General features: G+C 72.1%; 23 protein-coding genes and 1 pseudogene. 17 read left to right on the forward strand and 7 right to left on the reverse strand.

Features of this window, described 5'->3' with window-relative positions; translation table 11 throughout:
• Positions 1-61: 61 nt before the first annotated feature.
• Together QP089_RS05505 and QP089_RS05510 are read right to left on the reverse strand one after the other, a co-directional pair.
• The gene (locus QP089_RS05505; protein ID WP_285910205.1) at positions 62-967 is read right to left on the reverse strand and encodes an alpha/beta fold hydrolase; all 906 of its coding nucleotides are present in this window, start codon (positions 965-967) and stop codon (positions 62-64) included.
• 31 nt (positions 968-998) lie between these two features.
• Entirely contained in the window at positions 999-1,388 is a 390-nt protein-coding gene (locus tag QP089_RS05510; protein ID WP_285910207.1) for a cupin domain-containing protein, read from the reverse strand.
• A 52-nt stretch (positions 1,389-1,440) separates the two neighbouring features.
• On the opposite strand from QP089_RS05510, the gene QP089_RS05515 reads away from it, so the two are divergent.
• Positions 1,441-2,436 carry a helix-turn-helix domain-containing protein gene (locus QP089_RS05515; RefSeq protein WP_285910209.1) on the forward strand — a complete coding sequence of 332 codons (996 nt, stop codon included), beginning with the start codon at positions 1,441-1,443 and terminating at the stop codon, positions 2,434-2,436.
• A 57-nt stretch (positions 2,437-2,493) separates the two neighbouring features.
• Here the strand turns inward: QP089_RS05515 and QP089_RS05520 are convergent, their stop codons facing one another.
• Positions 2,494-2,688, reverse strand: a complete 195-nt coding sequence (locus tag QP089_RS05520; RefSeq protein WP_285910210.1) for a DUF397 domain-containing protein — start codon at positions 2,686-2,688, stop codon at positions 2,494-2,496.
• A complete protein-coding gene (locus QP089_RS05525; RefSeq protein ID WP_285910211.1) occupies positions 2,685-3,500 on the reverse strand; it encodes a helix-turn-helix domain-containing protein in 816 nt (271 codons plus the stop codon). Before QP089_RS05525 ends, QP089_RS05520 begins: the two co-directional genes overlap by 4 nt.
• Before the next feature lie 99 nt (positions 3,501-3,599).
• On the opposite strand from QP089_RS05525, the gene QP089_RS05530 reads away from it, so the two are divergent.
• Positions 3,600-4,028 carry an ATP-binding protein gene (locus QP089_RS05530; RefSeq protein WP_285910212.1) on the forward strand — a complete coding sequence of 143 codons (429 nt, stop codon included), beginning with the start codon at positions 3,600-3,602 and terminating at the stop codon, positions 4,026-4,028.
• 34 nt (positions 4,029-4,062) lie between these two features.
• On the opposite strand, the gene QP089_RS05535 is transcribed toward QP089_RS05530, so the two are convergent.
• Positions 4,063-4,611 carry a YciI family protein gene (locus QP089_RS05535; RefSeq protein ID WP_285910213.1) on the reverse strand — a complete coding sequence of 183 codons (549 nt, stop codon included), beginning with the start codon at positions 4,609-4,611 and terminating at the stop codon, positions 4,063-4,065.
• A 192-nt stretch (positions 4,612-4,803) separates the two neighbouring features.
• Between QP089_RS05535 and QP089_RS05540 the strand changes: the two genes are divergently transcribed.
• Both QP089_RS05540 and katG read left to right on the forward strand, forming a co-directional pair.
• Positions 4,804-5,223, forward strand: coding sequence for a Fur family transcriptional regulator (locus QP089_RS05540; protein WP_285910357.1), 420 nt, complete (start codon positions 4,804-4,806; stop codon positions 5,221-5,223).
• Positions 5,224-5,239: 16 nt separating this feature from the next.
• Positions 5,240-7,480, forward strand: a complete 2,241-nt coding sequence (gene katG, locus QP089_RS05545; protein ID WP_285910214.1) for a catalase/peroxidase HPI — start codon at positions 5,240-5,242, stop codon at positions 7,478-7,480.
• Between the two features lie 112 nt (positions 7,481-7,592).
• On the opposite strand, the gene QP089_RS05550 is transcribed toward katG, so the two are convergent.
• A complete protein-coding gene (locus QP089_RS05550; protein WP_285910215.1) occupies positions 7,593-8,024 on the reverse strand; it encodes a Fur family transcriptional regulator in 432 nt (143 codons plus the stop codon).
• A 146-nt stretch (positions 8,025-8,170) separates the two neighbouring features.
• On the opposite strand from QP089_RS05550, the gene QP089_RS05555 reads away from it, so the two are divergent.
• From QP089_RS05555 to QP089_RS05570, 4 genes are read left to right on the forward strand one after another with little or no spacing between them, the layout of a single operon-like run.
• A complete protein-coding gene (locus QP089_RS05555) occupies positions 8,171-9,736 on the forward strand; it encodes an ABC transporter substrate-binding protein (RefSeq protein ID WP_285910216.1) in 1,566 nt (521 codons plus the stop codon).
• Positions 9,737-10,720, forward strand: a complete 984-nt coding sequence (locus QP089_RS05560; protein ID WP_285910217.1) for an ABC transporter permease — start codon at positions 9,737-9,739, stop codon at positions 10,718-10,720.
• Positions 10,710-11,576, forward strand: a complete 867-nt coding sequence (locus QP089_RS05565) for an ABC transporter permease (RefSeq protein WP_285910218.1) — start codon at positions 10,710-10,712, stop codon at positions 11,574-11,576. Before QP089_RS05560 ends, QP089_RS05565 begins: the two co-directional genes overlap by 11 nt.
• Positions 11,570-13,045, forward strand: a complete 1,476-nt coding sequence (locus QP089_RS05570) for an ABC transporter ATP-binding protein (protein ID WP_285910219.1) — start codon at positions 11,570-11,572, stop codon at positions 13,043-13,045. The genes QP089_RS05565 and QP089_RS05570 overlap by 7 nt, the downstream gene beginning before the upstream one ends.
• Position 13,046: 1 nt before the next feature.
• On the opposite strand, the gene QP089_RS05575 is transcribed toward QP089_RS05570, so the two are convergent.
• Entirely contained in the window at positions 13,047-13,826 is a 780-nt protein-coding gene (locus QP089_RS05575; protein WP_285910220.1) for an SDR family NAD(P)-dependent oxidoreductase, read from the reverse strand.
• Between the two features lie 104 nt (positions 13,827-13,930).
• Between QP089_RS05575 and QP089_RS05580 the strand changes: the two genes are divergently transcribed.
• The 9 genes and pseudogenes from QP089_RS05580 (at position 13,931) to QP089_RS05620 (ending at position 22,158) form a co-directional block, all read left to right on the forward strand.
• Complete coding sequence (locus QP089_RS05580; RefSeq protein WP_285910221.1) at positions 13,931-14,755, forward strand: helix-turn-helix transcriptional regulator; 825 nt, start codon at positions 13,931-13,933, stop codon at positions 14,753-14,755.
• Positions 14,756-14,781: 26 nt separating this feature from the next.
• On the forward strand, positions 14,782-15,495 hold the full coding sequence (locus QP089_RS05585) for a class I SAM-dependent DNA methyltransferase (RefSeq protein ID WP_285910222.1): 714 nt from the start codon (positions 14,782-14,784) through the stop codon (positions 15,493-15,495).
• Positions 15,496-15,561: 66 nt separating this feature from the next.
• Positions 15,562-15,933, forward strand: a complete 372-nt coding sequence (locus QP089_RS05590; protein WP_353070550.1) for a BlaI/MecI/CopY family transcriptional regulator — start codon at positions 15,562-15,564, stop codon at positions 15,931-15,933.
• A gap of 74 nt (positions 15,934-16,007) precedes the next feature.
• The gene (locus QP089_RS05595; protein WP_285910223.1) at positions 16,008-17,942 is read left to right on the forward strand and encodes a potassium transporter Kup; all 1,935 of its coding nucleotides are present in this window, start codon (positions 16,008-16,010) and stop codon (positions 17,940-17,942) included.
• An 80-nt stretch (positions 17,943-18,022) separates the two neighbouring features.
• Positions 18,023-18,556, forward strand: coding sequence for a toxin-antitoxin system HicB family antitoxin (locus QP089_RS05600; protein ID WP_285910224.1), 534 nt, complete (start codon positions 18,023-18,025; stop codon positions 18,554-18,556).
• Positions 18,557-18,636: 80 nt separating this feature from the next.
• Positions 18,637-19,482 (forward strand): DUF4097 family beta strand repeat-containing protein, encoded by an 846-nt coding sequence (locus tag QP089_RS05605; protein ID WP_285910226.1) that lies wholly within the window; start codon positions 18,637-18,639, stop codon positions 19,480-19,482.
• 29 nt (positions 19,483-19,511) lie between these two features.
• A pseudogene (locus QP089_RS05610) lies at positions 19,512-20,488 on the forward strand (ATP-binding cassette domain-containing protein).
• Entirely contained in the window at positions 20,485-21,288 is an 804-nt protein-coding gene (locus QP089_RS05615) for an ABC transporter permease (RefSeq protein ID WP_285910227.1), read from the forward strand. Before QP089_RS05610 ends, QP089_RS05615 begins: the two are co-directional and overlap by 4 nt.
• 27 nt (positions 21,289-21,315) lie before the next feature.
• Entirely contained in the window at positions 21,316-22,158 is an 843-nt protein-coding gene (locus QP089_RS05620) for a helix-turn-helix domain-containing protein (RefSeq protein ID WP_285910228.1), read from the forward strand.
• Positions 22,159-22,182: the final 24 nt, after the last annotated feature.

Consider the following 22,182-nt stretch of genomic DNA (forward strand, 5'->3'; position numbering starts at 1 on the left):
TGAATTCATTGCCCCCGGACACGAGGAGGCCCCGCCCTGGGGCGGGGCCGTCCAACGGGACCTATGCGAGCAGTTCCAGCAGGTGGCGGAGGGTCTCCTCGGGTGCCTCCTCCGGCAGGAAGTGGCCGGCCCGCACGGGCGCGCCGCGCACGTCGGCGGCCCAGGTCCGCCAGATGTCGAGCGGGTCGTACCACTGCCCGAGCGGGCCGGTGGCGCTCCACAGCACCAGCGTCGGGCATTCGATGCGCCGGTGGCCCCGGTCGGCATTGTCGTCGGCCACGTCCAGGGTTGCGGCCGCGCGGTACTGCTCGCAGATGGCGTGCACCGTGTCCGGATCGGTGAAGGCCGCGGCGTAGGCGGCCCGCACCTCGTCGGGAAAGACGCCGGGCACCTGCGACCAGGCGTCGAGCATGTGGTCGACCAGGACCTGCGGTGCCGCCGCGATCATCTTCTCCGGGACCGGCTCCGGGGCCGCCAGGAACGACCAGACCCAGAAGCCGAGGCTGAACTCGGCGTCGGCGCGGCCGTAGGCCTCGGCGGTGGGCACCACGTCCAGCACCGCCAGGCGGCTGACCGCCGCCGGATGGTCGAGCGCCATCCGGTAGGCGCAGCGGGCGCCGCGGTCGTGGCCGACCACCGCGAACCGGTCGAAGCCCAGCGCCGCCATCACCTGGACCTGGTCGGCGGCGATCGCCCGCATCCGGTAGGGCTCGTGGTCAGGGCCGCTGGGCGGCTTCCCGCTGGCACCGTAGCCGCGCAGGTCGGTGGCGACGACGGTGAACCGCTCGGCCAGCGCCGGCGCGACGCGGTGCCACATCAGGTGCGTCTCGGGAATGCCGTGCAGCAGCAGGACCGGCGGCCCGGACCCGCCGCGCACACCGTGGATCGTCGTCTGCGGCGTCGTGACGTCGAACTCGTCGAACCCCTCGAACATGGCCTCAACGTAGCCCGCGGGTACGTCATTCACGGCGGCCCCGGTACGTCAGATGCGCGGAGACTCAGTTGAGCGGTCGGCCGACGGTCGCGTCGACGTGGTTCGGCACGTCCTCGTGCCGGTCGCCGACGCTCAACGTCCCGGTCGGCTCGAACAGGAGGATCGACGCCCCGCCGGGGGCGGACGGCTTGTGCTCGACGCCGCGTGGGACGACGAACACCGCGCCCTTGGGCAGCGTCACGGCGCGTTCACCCTGGTCGTCGCGGAGCGCGATGGTCAACTCGCCGTCGAGCACCAGGAAGAACTCGTCGGTGTCGTCGTGGGCGTGCCAGACATGGTCCCCGGCGACCTTGGCGACGCGGACGTCGTAGTCGTTCACCCGGGAGACGATGCGCGGGCTCCAGAGGTCGGTGAAGGAGGCCAGCGCGGAGTTCAGTTCGATCGGTTCGTTCACCCGTCCACTGTCCCGGGTGGCCCCGGTGCGGCGCGAGTGCTAGGAATCGCATATGCCGCAAGGATCCTCGCACCGCGTCGTGATGATCGTCGATGAGGGCTCGAACCCGTTCGAACTGGGCATCGCGACCGAGCTGTTCGGCCTGCGCCGGCCTGAGCTGGGCATCCCGTGGTACGACTTCACGCTCTGCGCGCCGGGCCCGGTGGTGATGCACGCGGGCATGTTCGCGATGTCGGGGATCCCGGGGCTGGAGGCGGTCGAACGCGCCGACACCGTGATCGTCCCCAACCGTCCCGACCCCGAGAACGCGCCCGCCGGGACGGTCCTTGCCGCGATCCGGGACGCCGCCGCCCGCGGCGCACGGCTGGTGAGCTTCTGCACCGGCGCGTTCACCCTCGCGGCCGCCGGGGTGCTCGACGACCGCCCGGCGACCACCCACTGGCGCTGGGTCGATCTCTTCCGGTCCCGCTTCCCAGCGGTGAAACTCGAACCCGATGTGCTGTTCGTGGACGACGGTGACGTGCTGACGGCCGCGGGCAGCGCCGCCGCGCTCGACCTGGGGCTGCACATCGTCCGCCGCGATCACGGCGCGGAGATCGCCAACGCCGTCGGCCGCCGCCTGGTCTTCGCACTGCACCGCGACGGCGGCCAGCGGCAGTTCGTCGAACGTCCCGTCCCGGCGATCCCGGACACCTCGCTGGCGCCCGTCCTGGCCTGGGCCCAGGAGCGGCTCGATCAGCCGTTGACCGTCGCCGATCTGGCCGCCCGCGCCGCGAACAGCGCCGCGACGCTGCATCGCCGTTTCCAGGCCGAACTCGGCACCACCCCGCTGGCCTGGCTGACCGCCGAGCGGGTCGCGCTGGCGTGCCGGCTCATCGAGAACGGCGAACTGCGGCTGGAGGCCGTCGCACGCGCCAGCGGCCTCGGCACGACCGCCAACCTGCGCACCCAGGTCCGCCGCCGGACCGGCCTCACCCCGTCCGCCTACCGCGCCCGCTTCGCCCACGCCGAACGCCTGAGAGCGGACCCGACCCCCACACGGCCATGACACCGCACGTCACCGAGGCCGCCGACCTCCCCGCCCAGCCGCAAACCGGAGCGAGGGTCAGGAGGACGGGTCGCGCTTGAGCCCGGCCAGCAAGGCGGCGAACTGATCGGACGTGAGCGCGAGGTGCCCACCGTCCGGGTCCTTCGAGTCCCGCACGCCGATGCCCACCCCCGGCGCAAGTCGCCCCAGCTCAACGCACACGTCATCATTCGCCGAGCCACTGTACGAACTCTTGCGCCACTGGATGATCATGGGTAGCTCTCCAAGTACTGCTTGATCAGCTCGCGTGAGGCGTCCTGAGAGTCGGCCTTTGCGCCGATACGTTCGAACGTATCAGCAAACTCCTTGACCTCGTCTTGCATCTCGATCAAGCGCCCGCCGCCCTTCGCACCTGCGTATGCGATGTTGCGGTCCGGGAGGCCGATGAGCTGGAAGAACCCGTCGGATCCGAGGTGTTCGCCGGCTGAGAAGGGGACGACTCGGAGGATCACGTTCCAGCGGTCGGCCATTTCGAGGAGGTGCTCGAGCTGCGGTCGCATGACTTCTGGCCCGCCGACCCGGCGCGCCAGAACGGCCTCGTCCAGAAGGGCCCAGATGTAGGGCGGGTCTTCTCGCTCCAGAACGGCTCGCTTTCGAGCGATCCGCCCGGCAAGCACGGCCTCGCGGTCCTTTGCCGTACTGAGACGGCCATAGGCCCGCGTGTAGTCGTCGGTCTGGAGGAGCAGGGGGATCACCTGCCCGTGGAAGACCTTGATCTCGGCCGCGTGCCGCTCGTGCTCGCTGTACTGCTTGAACCAGTTCGGGTCGTGGGCCATGCGGGAGTACCAGAGCAGCAGCTCGAACAGCCCGCCGGTCTCGAACTTCACGTCCAGACGCCGGGCGTAGTCCTCCTGGAGGCGGGCGCGCCCGGCCTCGATGTTCGAAACACTCGACCGGGCCAGTCCGATGATCTTCCCCCACTGGGTGAGGGACAGGCCCTCCTGCTCGCGGACGAACCGCAGGTAGTACGCGAGGAAGTGGCCCATTGAGATCTTCGGGTCGAGAGGTTCGCGGACCTTGGGCATCGCCCCTCCTGTTTTGAGTTCCTGTTGATACACCCAAAGTTAAGACAGGTCAGTGACCCTCGTCACAGGAAATACAAAACTGCGACAAGGGCGGGGACGATGGTGATGACGGCGACGGGGGATTTGATCATTCCCCTGCTCGGGACGCCGGCCACGGTGGGGCTTGCGCGGACCCTTGCAGAAGCGTGGCTGCATAAATGGGGCTATTTCCGCATTCTCGACGATGCACTTCTGGTCGTCTCCGAGCTCGTCACGAACGCCGCCCGCGCGACCCCGCGGGAGGAGATCCGCTTCCAGCTCAGCCGGGACGCGCAGGGGATCATCATCGCCGTGTGGGACTCCGGCCTCGGCGCCCCGCGTCCCCGGCCGCTCCGGCGGCTCACCCTCGAAGACCTCGACCTGTCCGAGGAGGCGTTCGACGACAACGGCGGCTGGGGCCTGCACATCGTCCAGGCCCTCTCGGCGCACTGCGGTGCCACGCAGGACCCGAGCGGTGGCAAATGGATATGGGCCCGCATGGTCCCGTGAAACGGGTCGCGGAGCCGGAGCCTGATGGATGCGACTACCGCCGTCCGCCGAACTCCCAATCGTGGACCTCAATGTCGGCGTACCGGTCCAGGGGCAAAACGGCGCGTGCGGTGTCCGGGTCCGGCGCACGGAGCAGCACCGCCGTGCCCAGCCAGGCGGAGCCATCGTCGGACAACAGCGGCCCGTAGGCGATCAGCTCGTCCTGGGCGGGCGGCACGGTGAGGTCGGCGGCCTGCCCCGAGCCGAGGCCGAGCACCAGGTACCGGTTGCCGCCGGTCCGGCCACCGGGGAAATCCCACATGGTGCGCCCCAGCATGTTGCGGAATCGGCGCAGCAGCACGTCCCGGTACGCGCCGGCCTGATAGTTGGGCTCATCGAAGGCGAACGCGCGGGCGGCGGCGGGATCGGGCAGGTCGAGGATGTGCACGCTGCCGGTGAGCGTGTCGCTGTGGCGGTCGAAGGTCGGGCCGCGGGCGATCATCTTGGCCGCGTACGGGTCCATGTAGGACCAGTGCTCTTCGTTCAGCTCCTCGCGCAGAGCCGCTGAGCCGGGACGATCACGGTGATAGCAGAAGAACTCCATGCTCGCAGTCCCTACCACGGTGACCGGCTGGGGGCACTTGTGGATCTTGGGGCTGCCGTCCTGTAGATCCTGATGCGGGCGTGGGGGCCGGCGGGCTGAGGTGGTCAAGAAGTGGGGGACTACAAACACTTGACTCGTTCAAGAAAAGGGGGCAGCCTGTCGGACGTGGCCACGACCGTGGAATACCAGCAGATGCTGCGCGGTGCCGCCCTCCGCGTGACCCGGCCACGGGTCGCGGTGCTGAGCGCGGTGCACGCGCATCCGCACGCCGACACCGACTCGCTCATCGACGCCGTGCGCAGGGACGTCCCGAAGGTGTCCCACCAGGCCGTCTACGACTCGCTGCGCGCGCTGACGGCGGCGGGCCTGGTGCGGCGCATCCAGCCGTCCGGCTCCGTCGCCCGGTACGAGGCCCGGGTCGGCGACAACCACCACCACATCGTGTGCCGGTCCTGCGGGGCCATCGCCGACGCCGACTGCGCCGTCGGCGAGGCGCCCTGCCTGACCGCTCCCGATGACAGCGGCTTCACGATCGACGAGGCCGAGGTCGTCTACTGGGGCCTGTGCTCCGCCTGCTCCGCCCGGAGTTCCTCGTCCGCCAACCTCGCGTAGTCCCGGAAGGAACCTCATGTCCGACAACAATGAAGTCGTCACGCCGACCCCCGAACAGGCCACCGAGAGCTCGGGCTGTCCGGTCGCGCACAAGCGCGCCCCGCACCCGACCCAGGGCGGCGGCAACCGCGGCTGGTGGCCGGAGCGGCTCAACCTCAAGATCCTCGCCAAGAACCCGCCGATGACCAACCCGCTCGGCGAGGAGTTCAACTACGCCGAGGCGTTCAACAGCCTCGACCTCAACGCGGTCAAGCAGGACATCGCGCAGGTGCTCACCGACTCGCAGGACTGGTGGCCCGCCGACTTCGGCAACTACGGGCCGCTGATCATCCGGATGGCGTGGCACAGCGCGGGCACCTACCGCGTCAGCGACGGCCGCGGCGGCGCCGGCGCCGGCCAGCAGCGCTTCGCGCCCCTGAACAGCTGGCCGGACAACGCCAGCCTCGACAAGGCCCGCCGCGTGCTGTGGCCGGTCAAGAAGAAGTACGGCCGGAAGATCTCCTGGGCCGACCTGATGATCCTGGCCGGCAACGTCGCCCTGGAGACGATGGGCCTGAAGACGTTCGGCTACGCTGGCGGCCGCGAGGACGCCTGGGAGGCCGAGGAGGACGTCTTCTGGGGCCCCGAGACCGCCTGGCTGGACGACGAGCGCTACAGCGGCGACCGCGAGCTGGAGAAGCCGCTGGCCGCGGTGCAGATGGGCCTCATCTACGTCAACCCGGAGGGCCCGAACGGCAACCCGGACCCGATCGCCGCGGCGCGCGACATCCGCGAGACGTTCGCCCGGATGGCGATGAACGACGAGGAGACCGTCGCGCTGATCGCCGGCGGCCACACCTTCGGCAAGACGCACGGCGCGGCGCCCGACACCCACGTCGGCCCCGAGCCCGAGGCCGCCCCGCTGGAGGACATGGGCCTCGGCTGGAAGAACGGCCACGGCACCGGCAAGGGCCGCGACTCCTACACCAGCGGCCTCGAGGTCACCTGGACGCCCACCCCGACCACGTGGGACAACAGCTTCTTCGAGACGCTGTTCAAGTACGAGTGGGAGCTGACCGAGAGCCCCGCCGGGGCCAAGCAGTGGCGGCCGAAGGACGGCGGCGGCGCCGACACCGTCCCCGACCCCGAGGACGGCACGCTGAACCGCCAGCCGGGGATGCTGACCACCGACCTGTCGCTGCGCTTCGACCCGATCTACGAGCCGATCTCGCGGCGGTTCAAGGACAACCCCGAGGAGTTCGCGGACGCGTTCGCCCGCGCGTGGTTCAAGCTGACGCACCGCGACATGGGCCCGGTCTCCCGCTACCTCGGCCCGGAGGTCCCGGACGAGACGCTGGTCTGGCAGGACCCGGTCCCGGTGGTGGACCACGAGCTCGTGGACGACGCCGACGTCGCGGCCCTCAAGGCCCGGCTGCTGGACTCCGGCCTCTCGGTCTCCCAGCTGGTGACGACCGCGTGGGCGTCGGCGGCCTCGTTCCGCGGCACCGACAAGCGCGGCGGCGCCAACGGCGCCCGCATCCGCCTGACGCCGCAGAAGGACTGGGAGGTCAACAACCCCGACCAGCTCCGCAACGTCCTGCGCACCCTGGAGCAGGTCCAGGAGGCGTTCAACGCCGAGCAGACCGGCAGCAAGCGGGTCTCGCTCGCCGACCTGATCGTGCTCGGCGGGTGCGCCGGCGTCGAGAAGGCGGCCAAGGACGCGGGCTTCGACATCACCGTCCCCTTCACCCCCGGGCGCACCGACGCCTCGCAGGAGGAGACCGACGTCGAGTCGTTCGAGGTGATGGAGCCCACGCACGACGGGTTCCGCAACTACCTCGCGAAGGGGAACACGCTGCCGGGCGAGTTCCTCCTCATCGACCGGGCGAACCTGCTCACCCTGAGCACGCCCGAGATGACGGTGCTGCTCGGCGGCCTGCGGGTGCTCGGCGCGAACCACGACCTGTCGTCGCTGGGCGTCCTCACCGACCGGCCCGGCGTGCTGACCAACGACTTCTTCGTGAACCTGCTCGACATGGGCACCACGTGGAAGGCGACCTCGGAGACGTCGGAGATCTTCGAGGGCAGCGACGCCTCCGGCGAGGTCAAGTGGACCGGCAGCCGCGCCGACCTGGTGTTCGGCGCGAACGCCGAGCTGCGCGCGGTCGCGGAGGTCTACGCGAGCGACGACGCGCAGGAGAAGTTCGTCCAGGACTTCGTCGCGGCGTGGGACAAGGTCATGAACCTCGACCGGTACGACCTCACCTCGACCCGCTGAGCGGTGCCGTGAGCGGTGCCGTGAACGGTGTCGTGAGCAGGGCGTGACATGACGGCGGCCGGGCCGGTCCACGGGGACCGGCCCGGCCGTCCCGTGTCCGGGGAGAGAACGGTCAGCCGGCCTCGCGGCACCGCGGGCACAGGCCCCAGAACGTGACGTCGGCCTCGTCGACCAGGTAGCCGGCGTCGTCGACCGGGTCCAGGCAGGGCGGGTGCCCGACGGCGCAGTCGACGTCCTGGACCGCGCCGCACCTGCGGCACACCAGGTGGTGGTGGTTGTCGCCGACCCGGCCCTCGAAGCGGGCGGGGCTTCCGGCGGGCTCGATGCGGCGGACCAGCCCGGCCTTGGTGAGCGCGTGGACGGCCTCGTAGACGGCCTGCAGCGAGATGTGGCCGACGCGGTCGCGCACTCCGGCGGCGATCCCTTCGACGTCGAGGTGGTCGCCCTCGCGGACGGTCTCCAGCAGCGCGACGCGGGCGGCGGTCACCCGCAGGCCGGCACCGCGCAGTTCCTCGGCGGTGGTCGGGGTCTGCGATGCGCACATGACGCCCAGGGTACCTTAACAAATCCAGAACGATTCAAAACAGCAAACGGTACAAGTCATCGCGCTTCGGGACGCCGCGCCGTCCGGTGGCCGGACCCTAGATGCGATGATTTGGTTACTGCAAAGAGTTTGCAATAATGCCGGGCATGGTGAGACGTCCGGTTCTGGTGGTGTTGGCCGTCGCGGTGGCGGCGTCGGTCGCGTCCGCGTGCGGGCAGGGGGACGAGCCCGCACCCGGGAAGGACGACGGCTCACTCACCTACGCGATCGGTGACGAGCCGGAGACGTTCGACCCCGGCCTCCAGGACGAGCACACCGACCCGGTGACCGAGCTGGTGTTCCGCGGCCTGACCCGGCACGACGAGCGCAACAGGGTCGTCCCGTCGCTGGCGAAGTCGTGGACCGTCGCACCCGACGGCAGGACCTACACCTTCGCGCTGCGCCCCGGCATCACCTGGCAGGACGGCAAACCGTTCACCTCCGGTGACGTCAGATTCACCATCGAGACCGTCCGGGACGCGGGGGCCGACTCCCCGCTGTCGCGCAACTTCAGCATGGTGAAGGCGGTCGAGACGCCCGACCCGGCGACCGTCCGCCTCACCCTGGACGAGCCGTTCGCGCCGATGCTGGACGCGGTGTCGATGGGCATGCTGCCCGAGCACCTGCTGCGAGGGAAGAAGCTCACCGACCCCGGATTCGGGCGGCACCCCGTGGGCACCGGCCCGTTCGCCCTCAAGACCTACAAGCCCGGCCAGTACGCCGAGCTGACCGCCTTCGACGGCTACTACGAGGGCAGGCCCGGGTTGAAGAAGATCGTCGTCAAGTACGTCCCGGACGACTCCGCGCGGCTGATCCAGCTGCGCAACGGCGAGGTCGACGCCGCGAACCTGGCGCCGCAGCAGGCGGGCAAGGCCGGCGCGCACCGGCTGGAGGTGTACCCGACCGCCGACTACCGCGCGCTCATGTTCAACATGAAGGACCCGGTGTTCGCCGACCGCCGCGTCCGCATCGCGATGAACCATGCCGTCGACCGCGACGCCATCACCAAGAGCGTCGTGCTCGGCTACGGCTCCCCGGCGAAGGGCCCGCTCGACACCAGCCCCTACGCCGCCGCGCCCGGATTCGGCTTCGACCCCGCCAAGGTCGCCTCCCTGATGAAGGGGGCCGGCTACGCCAAGAACGCCCAAGGCATGTGGGCCAGGAACGGCAAGACGGTGAAGTTCGAACTCACCACCTTCGCCGAGGACTCGCTGCGCGTCGCCATCCTCAACGTGTCCGCCACGCAGCTCAAGCAGCAGGGCTTCGACGTCGACCCGCATCCGCGCCCGCGCGACTGGGTGCGCAAGCACTGGGGCGACCTCCAGGGCATGGTGGGCGGCTGGGGAACGCCCTACGACCCCGACTCCTCGGTGTACGGGCCGTTCGCCTCGTCCCAGGCCCTCGCCAAGGGCGGCTCCAACTACGGCTCCTACAGCAACCCCGCCGCCGACAAAGCGCTGGAGGACGGCCGCTCCACCCTCGACCCGGCCAAACGCAAGGCCGCCTACACCGCGTTCCAGCAAGCGCTGCAGGACGACCCGCCGTTCGTGTGGATCTCCTACCTCAAGACCATCAACGCCGTCCCGAAGAACCTGACCGGCCCCGCGCAGCGCACGCTCGGCCACCACGGCTACGGGTTCTTCTGGAACGCCGAGACCTGGCGCTACAACTAGATGGCGCTGCGAGTGGTGCGCCGGCTCGCGACGGCGGCGCTGGTCGTCGTCGCCCTGTCGGTGGTGTGCTTCGGGCTGCTGGACGCCGCGCCCGGCGACCCGGCCGCGTCCGTGCTGGAGGCCCGGTCGGGCGGGCGCCCGGCGTCCCCGGCGGCCGTCGCCGAGCTGCGCGGGGAGATGGGGCTGGACGACCCGCCGCCCGTCCGCTACTGGCGGTGGGCGTCGCACGCGCTGCGCGGCGACCTCGGCACCTCGTACATGTCGGGCCGCCCCGTCACCGAGACACTCGGCGACACCGTCCCGTGGACGCTGCTGCTCGCGGCCGCGTCGGTGCTGCTCAGCTTCGCCGCCGCGCTGGCGGTCGGGCTCGTCGCGGCGCTCACCCGGCGAGCGTGGCTGCGTCGCGGCATCGACCTCCTGCTGTTCGTCATGGGCGGCCTGCCGGGATTCGTCGCCGCGCTGCTCCTGCTTTACGTGTTCGCGGCGGCGACCCACCTGATGCCGTCGGGAGGCGTCAGCCGCCCCGGCGAACCCGTCACCGCCTACGGGCTGCTCGCCCATCTGGTGCTGCCCGCGTGCGCGCTGGCGTTCGGCCACCACTTCGGCGTCTACGTGCGGCTGGTGGAGGACGGCGTCGGACGGCTGCGGGACGCGCCGCACGTGCAGAACGCCCGCGTCCGCGGGCTGCCCCGCCGCACGGTGATCACCCGGCACCTGATGCGGCCCGGGCTGGTTCCGTTCACCGCCCGGCTCGGCGTCGGCGTCGGCACCCTGATCGCCGGCGTCTACGCCACCGAGGTGATCTTCTCCTGGCCGGGCATGGGCCGGGCGGCCATCACCGCCGCCCGCGCCCGGGACCACCCGCTGCTCATCGCGATCGTCCTGGTCACCGGCCTGATCGTGATCGCGGCGAACCTGGTCGCCGACCTCGCCGTCGCGGCGCTGGACCCGCGCGCCCGGACCGGCGGTGCCCATGCGCACTGAACCTCCGACCGGAGCGCCGCGGGGGCTGCTCGCCGTCCGGCTGCGGCCCCGGCGGCCCGCACTCGCCGCCGCCGTCGCGGTGCTGGCCGCGTTCGCGGTGCTCGCCGTCCTCGCTCCGCTGTTCACCTCGCTCGACCCGGTCGCCACCGACACCTCCGCGACCTCGCTGCCGCCCGGCTCGTCCGGCCATCCCCTCGGCACCGACCTGCTCGGCCGCGACCTGTGGACCCGCATGCTGTACGGCGCCCGCACGTCCCTGCTGGTCGGGCTCACCGCCGCGGCCATCACCGTCGGGCTCGGCATGCTCGCCGGCGGGCAGGCCGCCGTCGCGCCGCGCTGGCTGGACGGCCTCATCGCCCGCACCGCCGACATCCTGCTGGCGCTTCCGCTGCTGGTCGTCGTGCTCGCGCTCGCCGCCGTGGCCGGGCCGTCGCTCGGCCTGGTCGTCGCGGCGATCGCGCTGACGAGCTGGATGCCGGTCGCGCTGATCGTCCGCGCCGAGCTGCGCAGCCGCCGCGAGCGCCTCTACGTCCGCGCCGCCTACGCGCTCGGCCTGTCGCGGCGGCAAGTCATGTGGCGGCACCTGCTGCCGGGCGCGGTGCCGCCGGTCGCGTCCATCGCCGCGTTCGAGGTCGGGCACGCGATCCTCACCGAGTCCACGCTCAGCTTCCTCGGCCTCGGCGTCCCGCCGAACCGGCCGAGCTGGGGCAACCTGCTCACCGAGGCGCAGTCGCACCTGCTCACCGGCGAGTGGTACACCGTCGCCGTCCCGGCCGCCGCCGTGGTCGTGACGATCATCGCGGTGAACGCCGTCGCCGGGGCGATCTCCGGCCCGTCCGAAGGCAGGACATGGTGAGCGATCCCGCCGGTTCCGGCCTGAGCGTCACGGGCCTCACCGTCGACGTCCCCGGACGCCGCGTCGTGCACGGCGTCGACCTCGCCGTGCCCACCGGGCGCGTCCTGGCGCTGGTCGGGCCGAGCGGCAGCGGCAAGACCCTCACCGCGCGGGCCGTCGCCGGGCTGCGGCCGCACGGCGGCACGGTCCTGGTGGACGGCCGCCCGCCGGTGCGCGGGCGGGACGTCGGATACGCCTTCCAGGACGCCCTGGCCTCGCTGAACCCGACCGTCACCGTCCGGCGGCACCTCACCGAGACCGTCAAGGCGCACCGGACCGGGGACCCGCACGCCGCGCTGGCCCGCTTCGACCTCGACCCCGCGCTCGGCCGGGCCCGCCCGTTCGAGCTGTCCGGGGGACAGGCGCAGCGCGTCGCGCTCGCGCTGGCGACCGTGCACGAGCCGCCCGTCCTGATCGCCGACGAGGTCACCACCGCCCTCGACCCGGTCACCCAGGCCACCGTGATGGACCTGGTCCGGGCGCAGGCGGCGGGCCGCGCCACGCTGCTCATCACCCACGACCTGAGCGCCGCCGCCCGCTGGGCCGACGACATCGCGATCATGCGGGACGGCCGCATCGTCGAGCAGGGGCCCGCCCGGCGGATCCTGGCCGAGCCCAGTAGCGAGCTTGCCCGCGAGCTCGTGGCGGCCGTGCGGGTGACGTCTCGTCCGCCGGGCGTTCCTTCGGTGAAGGCGGACGCCGGGGAAGGGCTCGAACTCCGGAAGGTGCGGCGGGTCCTGGGCTCGCGCAGGCGCAGGACCGTGGCCCTGGACGGCGTCGACCTGCGCGTCCGGCCGGGCGAGGCCGTCGCGATCGTCGGGCGCAGCGGATCCGGGAAGTCCACGCTCATCGGCGCCCTCGCCGCGCTCGACCGCCCGGCCGAGGGCACCGTCCTGCGCGGCGACCAGGACGTATGGGCTCTGCGGGATCGCGAGCGGCGCGCCGTCCGGCACCGGACCGGATTGATCTTCCAGGACCCGCTCGCGTCCTTCGATCCCCGCCACACCGTCCGCCAGGTCATCGCCGAGGCGGGCCCCTACGACGACGGGCTGCTGCGCCGCGTCGGCCTCGACCCGTCCATGGCCGGGCGGCGTCCCGCCACGCTGTCGGGCGGGGAATGCCAGCGCGTCGCCATCGCCCGCGCGCTCGCGCAGAATCCCCGCGTCCTGCTGGCCGACGAGCCCACCAGCGGCCTGGACGTCCTCACCCAGGAGCACATCCTGCGCCTGCTGGCCGGGCTGCGCGGCGACGACGGGCTCACGGTCGTCCTGGTCACCCACAACCTCCGCGTCGCCCGCCGCGTCGCCGATCGGATCGTCGTGCTGCACGACGGCCGGATCGTCGAGGACCTGCCGTCCGGCGCCCTCGACTCGGCCCGGCACCCCGAGTCGGTGCGCCTTCTCCAGGCCACCGCGCTCGGCCCGGGCTAGCTCACTGGGCCGTCCATCCGCCGTCGACCGCCACGAGCGCGCCGGTCACGAACGCGGCGGCGTCGGACGCGAGGAACGCGATGGTCTCGGCGACCTCGCGCGGGTGCCCGATCCGGCCGATCGGGTGGGCCGGGCCGAAGGAGGCGAGCATCTCGCGGCCGTTGTCGACGACGCCCTCCATGATGTCGGTGTCGATCACGCCCGGCAGCACGCCGTTGGAACGGATGCCCTTCGGGCCGCCCTCGATGGCCAGCACCCGCGTCATCTGGGCGAGCGCGCCCTTCGACGCGGCGTAGGCCGTCTGCGTCTCGAACGCGACGACCGAGGACACCGACGCGACCGAGACGATCGCGCCGCCGCCCGCGTCCGCCATGATGCCGAACGCCTCGCGCGCCTGGACGAAGTTGCCGCGCGCGTTGACGCGCAGGATGCCCTCGAAGTCGTCGACGGACGTCTCGGTGATCGGCTTGTTGAGCGTGCGGCCCGCGTTGTTCACCAGGATGTCGAGCCGCCCGAACCGGTCGGTCGCCAGCCGCATCGTCGCCCGCGCGAGCTCCTCGTCGGCGACGTCCCCGACCAGCGCCGCGACGCCGTCGGAATCTTCGTCGGCGAGCTCCCGGACGGCCTCGGACCGGTCGGTGACGACCAGCCGGGCGCCGCGTTCGCGCAGCAGGACGGCCGTGGCGCGGCCGATGCCGCGGGCGGCGCCGGTGACGACGGCGACCCGTCCGGTCAGGTCCCAGGAGGCCGGAAGCGTGGTGTGGTCATGCGTTGTGGTCATGGAGACCACCCTCGCCGGGTCCGGCGGCGGGCAGAAGGGCGCGATTCACCCTGGGAGTAACGCACCCACCCAGACCGGCCGGAACCCGACCTAGCATGGGCGGTATGACCTCCTCCGATCTCGGTCTTTACCTCAAGGCCCGCCGGGCCCAGGTCACGCCGGAGCAGGCCGGCGTCCTCAGCACCGGGCAGCGCAGGGTACCGGGCCTGCGGCGCGAGGAAGTGGCGTCGCTCGCCGGCGTCAGCGTCGACTACTACGTCCGGCTCGAACAGGGCCGCGAGCGGACCCCGTCGGCGCAGGTCGTCGACGCGCTGGCCGCCGCGCTGCGGCTGCCCGAGGACGGCCGGCTGCACCTGTTCCGGCTGGCCGGCCTCAGCCCGCGCGCCCGCGCCGCCGCCGCGACCGACCGCGTCGACCCGAACCTGCTGCAGCTCATGTCCGCCTGGCCGGACAACCCGGCGATCGTCTACAACCGCGCCTACGACGTGCTCGCCTCCAACGCGATCGCCGACGCGCTCTTCCATGACTGGTCGCACTCGCGCAACCTCATGCACGTGGTCTTCACCGAACCCGCCGCCCGCACCTTCTACCGGGACTGGCACGAGGTCGCGCGCAACTCCGTGGCCGGGTTCCGGCTCGGCTACGGCACGGCGCCCGACGATCCCCGCATCCGGCAGGTGCTCACCGAACTGCTCGACCAGAGCCCCGAGTTCGCCGAGCTGTGGGCCCGGCACGACGCCCGAGGCAAGTCGCTGGAGAGCAAACGCTTCCAACACCGCGACGTCGGGCCCCTGACGCTGTCCATGCAGACCTTCGACGTCCGCTCCAGCCCCGGCCAGGAACTCGTCGTCTACCACGCGGAGCCCGGCTCGGCGAGCAGCGAGGCGCTCGCCCTCCTCGGCTCCCTCGCCGCCACCGCCGCCGGGTGACCCGCCGCCGCAAGTACCCTTGGCCGGTGTTCTCGCCCCAAGGCCCATCCCTGCGCGAACTGGCGGTGCAGGCGCTGTCCTCGGTCGAGCACGGCTACGACCTGCTCGCCCCCAAGTTCGACCGCACGCCGTTCCGGACCCCCGACACACTCCTCGACGCGACCGCCGACGCGCTCCGCCCGCTCGGGCCGTTCGGCGACGGGCTGGACGTGTGCTGCGGCACCGGCGCGGGCATGCGCGTCCTCGGCCCGCTGTGCCGGGGACGGGCCACGGGCGTCGACTTCAGCGCCGGCATGCTCGCGCAGGCCCGCGCGTCCCACCCGGACGCCGACTGGGTCCGCGCCGACGTGCGCGCGCTGCCCTTCACCGAGGCGTTCGACCTGGCGGTCACCTTCGGCGCCCTCGGGCACTTCCTGCCCGGCGAACGGCCCGCGCTGTTCGCCGGGGTGCACCGCGCGCTGCGTCCCGGCGGGGTCTTCGCGTTCCCGATCGGCGGGCCGCCGCCCATCGCCTCCGTCTGGTACTGGGCGCTGCTCGGGTTCGACGCGGCGATGCGGGTGCGGAACGCGGTGTGGCGGCCGCCGTTCGTCATGTACTACCGCACCTGCCCGTTGCAGGCGGTGCGCGACGACCTGACGGCGGCCGGCTTCACCGTGACGACGCCCCCCATGCCCGGCCTGGGACACCGCAAGGACGGCGGCCCCCGCGCCCGTCTCGTCCTGGCCCGCAAACCCGGCTGACGTTCGGGTAACGGCCGCTTCCCTCCCGGTGATCCCCGTTGTTAGTACAGTTGTAGTAACCGAGGGGTGAGGGACGTGTCGCGCAAGGCGCTCGGGCAGTTGGAGGCGGAGGTCCTGGCGGCGCTCGCGCGGCGGGGCGGCGAAGCCGGGACGGCCGAACTGCTGCCCCACCTGGACGCCGACCTCGCCTACACGACGGTGAACACCGTGCTGTTCCGGCTGTACGAGAAGAAGCTCGTCACCCGCGTCCGGGCCGGGCGCCACTACCGGTACCGGCTGGCCGTGGACGAGTCCGAGCTGGTGGCCGGCCGGATGCGCGACCACCTGCGCCACGCCAGCGACCCGGGCGGCGTGCTGAGCCGGTTCGTCCGGACGCTCAGCGCCGCCGAGGAGCGCGCGCTGCGCGACATCCTCGGCGGGCGGGGCGAACCCCGGTGAACATCCTCACGCCCCCGCCGACACCCCCCGCGCGCTGATCGTCAACGTACTGGTCGTCCGGTAGACCTTCCTTCATGGCCGACCCAGGGAAGAAGACGGTGTCCGAACCGGAGAACCCGGACGCCGGGACGCGGCGGCGCGCGGCGCTGACGCTCGCCGCGCTGGGCGTGGTCTACGGGGACATCGGCACCAGCCCGCTGTACTCCCTCCAGACGGTGTTCTCGATCGACCACGGCGAGGTCCGCCCGACCAGCGGCGACGTCTACGGCGTCATCTCCCTGGTGTTCTGGACGATCACGCTGATCGTGTCGGTGAAGTACGTGACGTTCATCCTGCGCGCCGACAACGACGGCGAGGGCGGGGTGATGGCGCTCGCCGCACTGGTGCGCCGGGTGCTCGGCGACGTGCGGGGCCGCGCCGCGGTGGCGATGGCCCTCGGGGTGTTCGGCGCCTCGCTGTTCTACGGCGACAGCGTGATCACCCCGGCGATCTCGGTGCTGTCGGCCGTCGAGGGCCTGAAGGTGAGCACGCCGGGCCTGTCGCACGTGGTGGTGCCGGTCGCGGCGACGATCCTGGCGGTGCTGTTCGTCGTGCAGCGCTGGGGCACGCACCGGGTCGGGAGCCTGTTCGGGCCCGTCATGCTGGTGTGGTTCGCGGCGCTGGCGGCGGCGGGCCTGGTCGAGGTGGTCCAGCGGCCCGGCATCGTGCGGGCGCTGTCGCCCACCTACGCCGGCGCCTTCCTGGTCGACCGGCCCTTCACCGCCTTCGTCGCGCTGGGCGCCGTCGTCCTGGTGATCACCGGTGCCGAGGCGTTGTACGCCGACATGGGCCACTTCGGCAAGGCGCCCATCCGCCGCGCCTGGTTCGTGGTCGTGTTCCCCGCGCTGACGCTCAACTACCTCGGCCAGGGCGCGCTGATCCTGGACGACCCGGGCAACACCGACAGCCCGTTCTTCCTGCTGTTCCCGCACTGGGCGCGGCTGCCGATGGTCGTGCTCGCCACCGCCGCCACGGTGATCGCCTCGCAGGCCGTCATCTCCGGCGCGTTCTCGGTGTCGCGGCAGGCCGTCCGGCTGGGCTTCCTGCCGTACCTGCGGATCCGGCACACCTCGCCGCGCGAGGCCGGCCAGGTCTACCTGCCGGCGGTCAACTGGATCCTGTTCGCCGGCGTGCTGGTCCTGATGCTGGGCTTCCGCTCCTCCGGGCGCCTGGCGACCGCCTACGGCCTGTCCGTCACCGGCACCTTCCTGATCACCACCGCGCTGTTCCTGGTCGTCGCGCGGGTGTCGTGGCGGTGGGCGACCTGGAAGCTGGTCGTGGCCGGGGTCGTGCTCGGCGGCGCGGAGCTGGCCTACTTCTCCGCGAACCTCACCAAGGTCGCGCACGGCGGCTGGCTGCCGCTGCTGATCGGGATCACGGTGTTCACGCTCATGAAGACGTGGGAGCGCGGGCGGGAGATCGTCACCGACCGCCGGACGGCCAAGGAGGGGCCGCTGCCGGAGTTCATCGACAAGCTGCACCACGACGGCGTGCAGCGGGTCCCGGGCACCGCGGTGTTCCCGCACCCGACCAAGATGACGACGCCGCTGGCGCTGCGCGCCAACTACGAGCACAACCACGTCGTCCACGAGCACGTCGTGATCGTCTCGATGATCTCGGAGAACGTGCCCTACGTCCCCGCCGCCGAGCAGCTCGCCATCGACGACCTCGGCTACCGCGACGACGGCATCCTGCACGTCACCGTCCGGCACGGGTTCCAGGACCGCCAGGACCTCCCGGCGGCCCTGCGCCGGGCGGCCCGGATCCCGGACGCCGAGCTGCGCTTCGACCCCGACCACGCCTCCTACTTCCTGTCCCGGGTGACGCTGCGGTCGACGCACGCGGACGGCATGCCGCGCTGGCGCAAGCGGCTGTTCCTGGCGCTGGCCCGCAACGCCGCCAGCCCCGCCGAGTACTTCGGCCTGCCCGACACGCGCACCGTCGTCATGGGCTCGCAGGTCGACATCTGACCTCCCGGTGATGCCACGGCGACGCCAGTGACGTCATTATGCCGCTTGACGTGACGTCATCATGACGTCATAGTGGAGGCATGGACCTGATGCCGTACGTCGAGAACCTGCGCCGTGAACTCGCCGTCGCCGCCGAGGCCGGCGGTCCCGAGGCCCGCGCGCTGGCCGAACGCCTCACCGGCGCCCTGGAATCGGCCACGCGGCTCACCCTGCTGGAGGCGCTGTCCGCCGCGGCGGACGAGATCACCAGCGACCTCGCCCCCGGCTCGGTCGACGTGCGGCTCCGCGGCGGCGATCCTTCGTTCGTGGTGACGCCGCCGCAGCCGCCCTCCGCCGGCAACGCCGGGGAGCCGGCGGAGACCGCGCCGACCGCCGCGCCGTCGACCGCCGCGCCGGCGTCCGGCGAGGAGGGCGGCACCGCGCGGATCACACTGCGGCTGCCCGAACACCTCAAGCTGCGCGTGGAGGAGGCGGCCGGCCGGCAGGGCATCTCGGTGAACGCCTGGCTGGTCCGCGCGATCTCCGCCGCGTTCGAGTCCGGCGCCGCGAGCCGTCCCGCCGACCGGCCGCAGCCGTCCCAGACCGGGCGCAGCTACACCGGCTGGGTGCGCTAGCCGCACCCGCGCCCGACACCGCTCATCGCCCGGCCGCCGAGGCCGGGATCTCGCTCCCGACCCGTGAGGAAGGCTTCGCCATGCCCGAATTCGCCACCCCCGAACCGATCACCGCCGACATCGACGTCTACATCGGCCAGGTCCGCGTCCACGCCGGCGACCGCGCCGACACCGTGGTGGAGGTGCGGCCCAGCGACCCGTCCCTGGAGGCGAGCGTGCAGGCCGCCGAGCGGACGATCGTGGAGTTCTCCGGCGGCCGGCTGCTCGTCAAGGGCCCCAAGCCCAAGGGGCTCGCGCACCTGCGCTCCTGGCGCGGCGCCATCGACGTCACCGTCGACCTGCCGGCCGGCTCCCGCGTCGAGGCCAGGGTCGCCGCGGACTTCACCGCCACCGGCACGCTCGGCGAGACCGTCCTGCGCAGCCTGGCCGGCGACGTCCGGCTGGAGGAGACCGGCCCGCTGGAGACCAAGGCGTCCGTCGGCGACATCACCGTCGACCGGGTGAGCGGGCCCGCCGAGGTGACCGCCTCCACCGGGACGGTCCGGATCGGCGCCATCGACGGCCCCGGCACGGTGAAGAACTCCACCGGCGGGATCACGCTCGGCGAGGCGACCGGCGACCTCCAGCTGAAGACCGGCATCGGGGACATCACCGTCGACCGCGTCCCGGCCGGCCTCACCGCCAGGACCGCGCACGGCCGGATCCGGATCGGCGCGGTGATCGCCGGCACCGTCCGCATCGAGGGCGGCCACGGAAAGGTCGACCTCGGCATCGCCGAGGGCACCGCCGCCTGGCTGGACCTGCACTCCAAGAACGGCATGGTGCGCAACGCCCTGGCCGCCGCCGAAGGCCCCGAGAGCAGCGACGCGGTCGTCGAGGTGCACGCGCAGACCAACTGGGGCGACATCAACGTCCACCGGGCCTGACCCCCTCGACCACCGGCAAGGAGCCCCCCATGAGCGACGCGATCACAGCCGACGGACTCGTCAAGAGATACGGCGAGGCGACGGCGCTGGACGGGCTGAGCTTCACCGTCCCGCAGGGCACCGTCCTCGCCCTGCTCGGCCCGAACGGCGCAGGCAAGACCACGACGGTGCGGGTGCTGACCACGCTGCTGCGCCCCGACGGCGGCCGCGCCACCGTCGCCGGATGCGACGTCGTCCGCGACGCCCGGCGGCTGCGCTCCCACATCGGCCTGTCCGGCCAGTACGCCGCCGTCGACGAGCACCTCACCGGCGCCGAGAACCTGGAGATGGTCGGACGCCTGTACCACCTCGGCGCCAAGCGCAGTAAGGCCCGCGCCCGCGAACTGCTCGAACGCTTCGACCTCACCGGCGCGCCGCCGACCGTCCGGTGAAGGGCTACTCCGGCGGCATGCGCCGCCGCATCGACCTCGCCGGCGCGCTGGTCGCCGACCCGCCGGTGCTGTTCCTCGACGAACCCAGCACCGGCCTGGACCCCCGCGCCCGCGCCGCCCTGTGGGACACCATCGCCGACCTCGTCGCGGGCGGCAGCACCCTGTTGCTGACCACCCAGTACATGGAGGAGGCCGACCGCCTCGCCGACCGGATCCTGGTGGTCGACCACGGTCGCGCCATCGCCCGCGGCACCGCCGACGAGCTCAAGGACCAGGTCGGCGGCAACCGCATCGAGATCACCGTGACCGACCCCGCCGAACTGGAGACCGCCCGCCAGGCCCTCGCCTGGGTCGCCGTCGGCGCCATGCGGACCGTCCCGGAGTCGCTGCGGATCACCGTCCCTGTCACCGACGGGCCCGAGGCGCTCCGCCGGGTCCTCGGCCGGCTCGCCGAGGACGGCGTCCGCATCCGCGACGCCGGGCTGCGGCGCCCCACCCTCGACGACGTCTACCTCACCCTGACCGGGCACCAGGCGTCCGGCACCGACCCGCAGGCCCGGGAGGCCGCCCGATGAACGCGCTCACCCTGCCCATCACCGACGGCTGGACGATCGCCAAGCGCAACACCCTGAAGATCAGGCGGTCGCCGGACCTGCTCGGCAGCATCGTCATGGTCCCGATCGTGCTGGTGCTGCTGTTCGCCTACGTCTTCGGCAGCGTCATCCACGTCCCCGGCATGTCCTACCGGGACTTCCTGCTGCCCGGCATCCTCGTCCAGGCCGTGATCATCGGCGCGCAGACCACCGGCTACACGCTCACCCTCGACCTGCAGAAGGGCATCTTCGACCGGTTCCGCTCGCTGCCGATGGCCCCGTCCGCGGTGCTGATCGGCCAGACCGTCAGCGACCTGCTGATGAATCTGTTCAGCCTGGCCGCCATGGCGGCGGTGGGGCTGATCGTCGGCTGGCGGGTGCACACCTCGCCGTACGAGGCCGTCCTCGGCTTCGGGCTGCTCCTGCTGTTCGCCTACGCGTTCTCCTGGGTCACCGCGACCGTCGCGCTGGCCCTGCGCACCCCGGAGAGCTTCAACAACGTCGCGACCATGGTCTCGTTCCCGCTGATGTTCGTCTCCAACGCCTTCCTCGACAGCTCCCAGCTGCCGGCGCCGCTGCGCGTCGTCGCGGACTGGAACCCCGTGTCCACCTTCACCCAGGCCGCACGCGAACTCTTCGGCAACACCAGCTCCGCGATGAAGACCTCCGACGCCTGGCCCATCCAGCACGCCGTCCTGGCGTCCCTGCTCTGGATCGCCGTCATCCTCGTCACGTTCGTCCCGCTGGCGACCCGCCGCTACAAGAAGACGTTCAGCGCCTGATCCGGCGAGCAAGGGCACACTGGGCGGATGGAATACGTCGGCCGGGTGCCCGCCCCGCCGCTCGACCGGTTCATCGACGACCTCTACTGCCTGACCGGCGTGCCGCGCCACCGCCGCATGAACGTGCCGCCGATGCCGTCCGCGCACCTGTTCCTCAACCTCGGCGCGCCCGCCCGGCTGTGGGACTCCGACCCCTCCGTACCGCCGGAGACGCTCGCCGACGGCTGGTTCATGGGCGTGTGGACCAGGCGTTTCCTCTTCGAATACCCCGCGCGGGTGCGGCTCGTCGGCGTGCACTTCAAGCCCTGGGGGCTCTCGCCGTTCATCGGTGTCCCGGCGTCCGAGCTGCGGAACCGGTGGGTGCCGGTCGACGCCGTCTGGCGACGGTCCGTGGACCGGATCCGCAACCAGGTCGGCGAGTTCACAACGGCCGACGAGACGCTGCGGGTGCTGGAGGACGAGCTGCGGTCGCGTTTCGCCGAGGCGCCGCCGCGCGGCCTCGACCTGGTCCGGCACACCGGCGGACGCCTGGCGACCGCCTACGGCGCGGTCCCGGTCGGCGCGCTGGCCGACGCCGCCGGGGTGAGCGGCAACCACCTGGCCGCGCAGTTCAAGTCCCATGTCGGGGTCACCCCGAAGCGCGTGGCGCGGATCTACCGCTTCGCGCGCCTGATCCTGTCCGTGGACGCCCTGCGCCCGGTCGACTGGTCGGACCTCGCCCACACGGCCGGCTACTTCGACCACGCCCACTTCAGCAGGGAGTTCAAGGACTTCACCGGCTGCACGCCGACGGAGTACCTGGCGCTGCGGCGCCGGCTCCCCGCCGACCGGGAATTCCCGCCGGACAACGGCCCGATGCCCGCCGATTGATTTCTTACATGCCCGGACCCGCCG

Source organism: Actinomadura opuntiae, from assembly GCF_030283205.1.
Taxonomy (GTDB): domain Bacteria; phylum Actinomycetota; class Actinomycetes; order Streptosporangiales; family Streptosporangiaceae; genus Spirillospora.

What these genes read in the sequence shown, in the direction of transcription:
- QP089_RS05515 (WP_285910209.1), top strand. Translation starts at nt 1,441, where the DNA reads ATGCCGCAAGGATCCTCGCACCGCGTCGTGATGATCGTCGATGAGGGC.
- QP089_RS05520 (WP_285910210.1), bottom strand. Translation starts at nt 2,688, where the DNA reads ATGATCATCCAGTGGCGCAAGAGTTCGTACAGTGGCTCGGCGAATGAT.
- QP089_RS05525 (WP_285910211.1), bottom strand. Translation starts at nt 3,500, where the DNA reads ATGCCCAAGGTCCGCGAACCTCTCGACCCGAAGATCTCAATGGGCCAC.
- QP089_RS05530 (WP_285910212.1), top strand. Translation starts at nt 3,600, where the DNA reads ATGGTGATGACGGCGACGGGGGATTTGATCATTCCCCTGCTCGGGACG.
- QP089_RS05535 (WP_285910213.1), bottom strand. Translation starts at nt 4,611, where the DNA reads ATGGAGTTCTTCTGCTATCACCGTGATCGTCCCGGCTCAGCGGCTCTG.
- QP089_RS05540 (WP_285910357.1), top strand. Translation starts at nt 4,804, where the DNA reads ATGCTGCGCGGTGCCGCCCTCCGCGTGACCCGGCCACGGGTCGCGGTG.
- katG (WP_285910214.1), top strand. Translation starts at nt 5,240, where the DNA reads ATGTCCGACAACAATGAAGTCGTCACGCCGACCCCCGAACAGGCCACC.
- QP089_RS05550 (WP_285910215.1), bottom strand. Translation starts at nt 8,024, where the DNA reads ATGTGCGCATCGCAGACCCCGACCACCGCCGAGGAACTGCGCGGTGCC.
- QP089_RS05555 (WP_285910216.1), top strand. Translation starts at nt 8,171, where the DNA reads ATGGTGAGACGTCCGGTTCTGGTGGTGTTGGCCGTCGCGGTGGCGGCG.
- QP089_RS05560 (WP_285910217.1), top strand. Translation starts at nt 9,737, where the DNA reads ATGGCGCTGCGAGTGGTGCGCCGGCTCGCGACGGCGGCGCTGGTCGTC.
- QP089_RS05565 (WP_285910218.1), top strand. Translation starts at nt 10,710, where the DNA reads ATGCGCACTGAACCTCCGACCGGAGCGCCGCGGGGGCTGCTCGCCGTC.
- QP089_RS05570 (WP_285910219.1), top strand. Translation starts at nt 11,570, where the DNA reads ATGGTGAGCGATCCCGCCGGTTCCGGCCTGAGCGTCACGGGCCTCACC.
- QP089_RS05575 (WP_285910220.1), bottom strand. Translation starts at nt 13,826, where the DNA reads ATGACCACAACGCATGACCACACCACGCTTCCGGCCTCCTGGGACCTG.
- QP089_RS05580 (WP_285910221.1), top strand. Translation starts at nt 13,931, where the DNA reads ATGACCTCCTCCGATCTCGGTCTTTACCTCAAGGCCCGCCGGGCCCAG.
- QP089_RS05595 (WP_285910223.1), top strand. Translation starts at nt 16,008, where the DNA reads ATGGCCGACCCAGGGAAGAAGACGGTGTCCGAACCGGAGAACCCGGAC.
- QP089_RS05600 (WP_285910224.1), top strand. Translation starts at nt 18,023, where the DNA reads ATGGACCTGATGCCGTACGTCGAGAACCTGCGCCGTGAACTCGCCGTC.
- QP089_RS05605 (WP_285910226.1), top strand. Translation starts at nt 18,637, where the DNA reads ATGCCCGAATTCGCCACCCCCGAACCGATCACCGCCGACATCGACGTC.
- QP089_RS05615 (WP_285910227.1), top strand. Translation starts at nt 20,485, where the DNA reads ATGAACGCGCTCACCCTGCCCATCACCGACGGCTGGACGATCGCCAAG.
- QP089_RS05620 (WP_285910228.1), top strand. Translation starts at nt 21,316, where the DNA reads ATGGAATACGTCGGCCGGGTGCCCGCCCCGCCGCTCGACCGGTTCATC.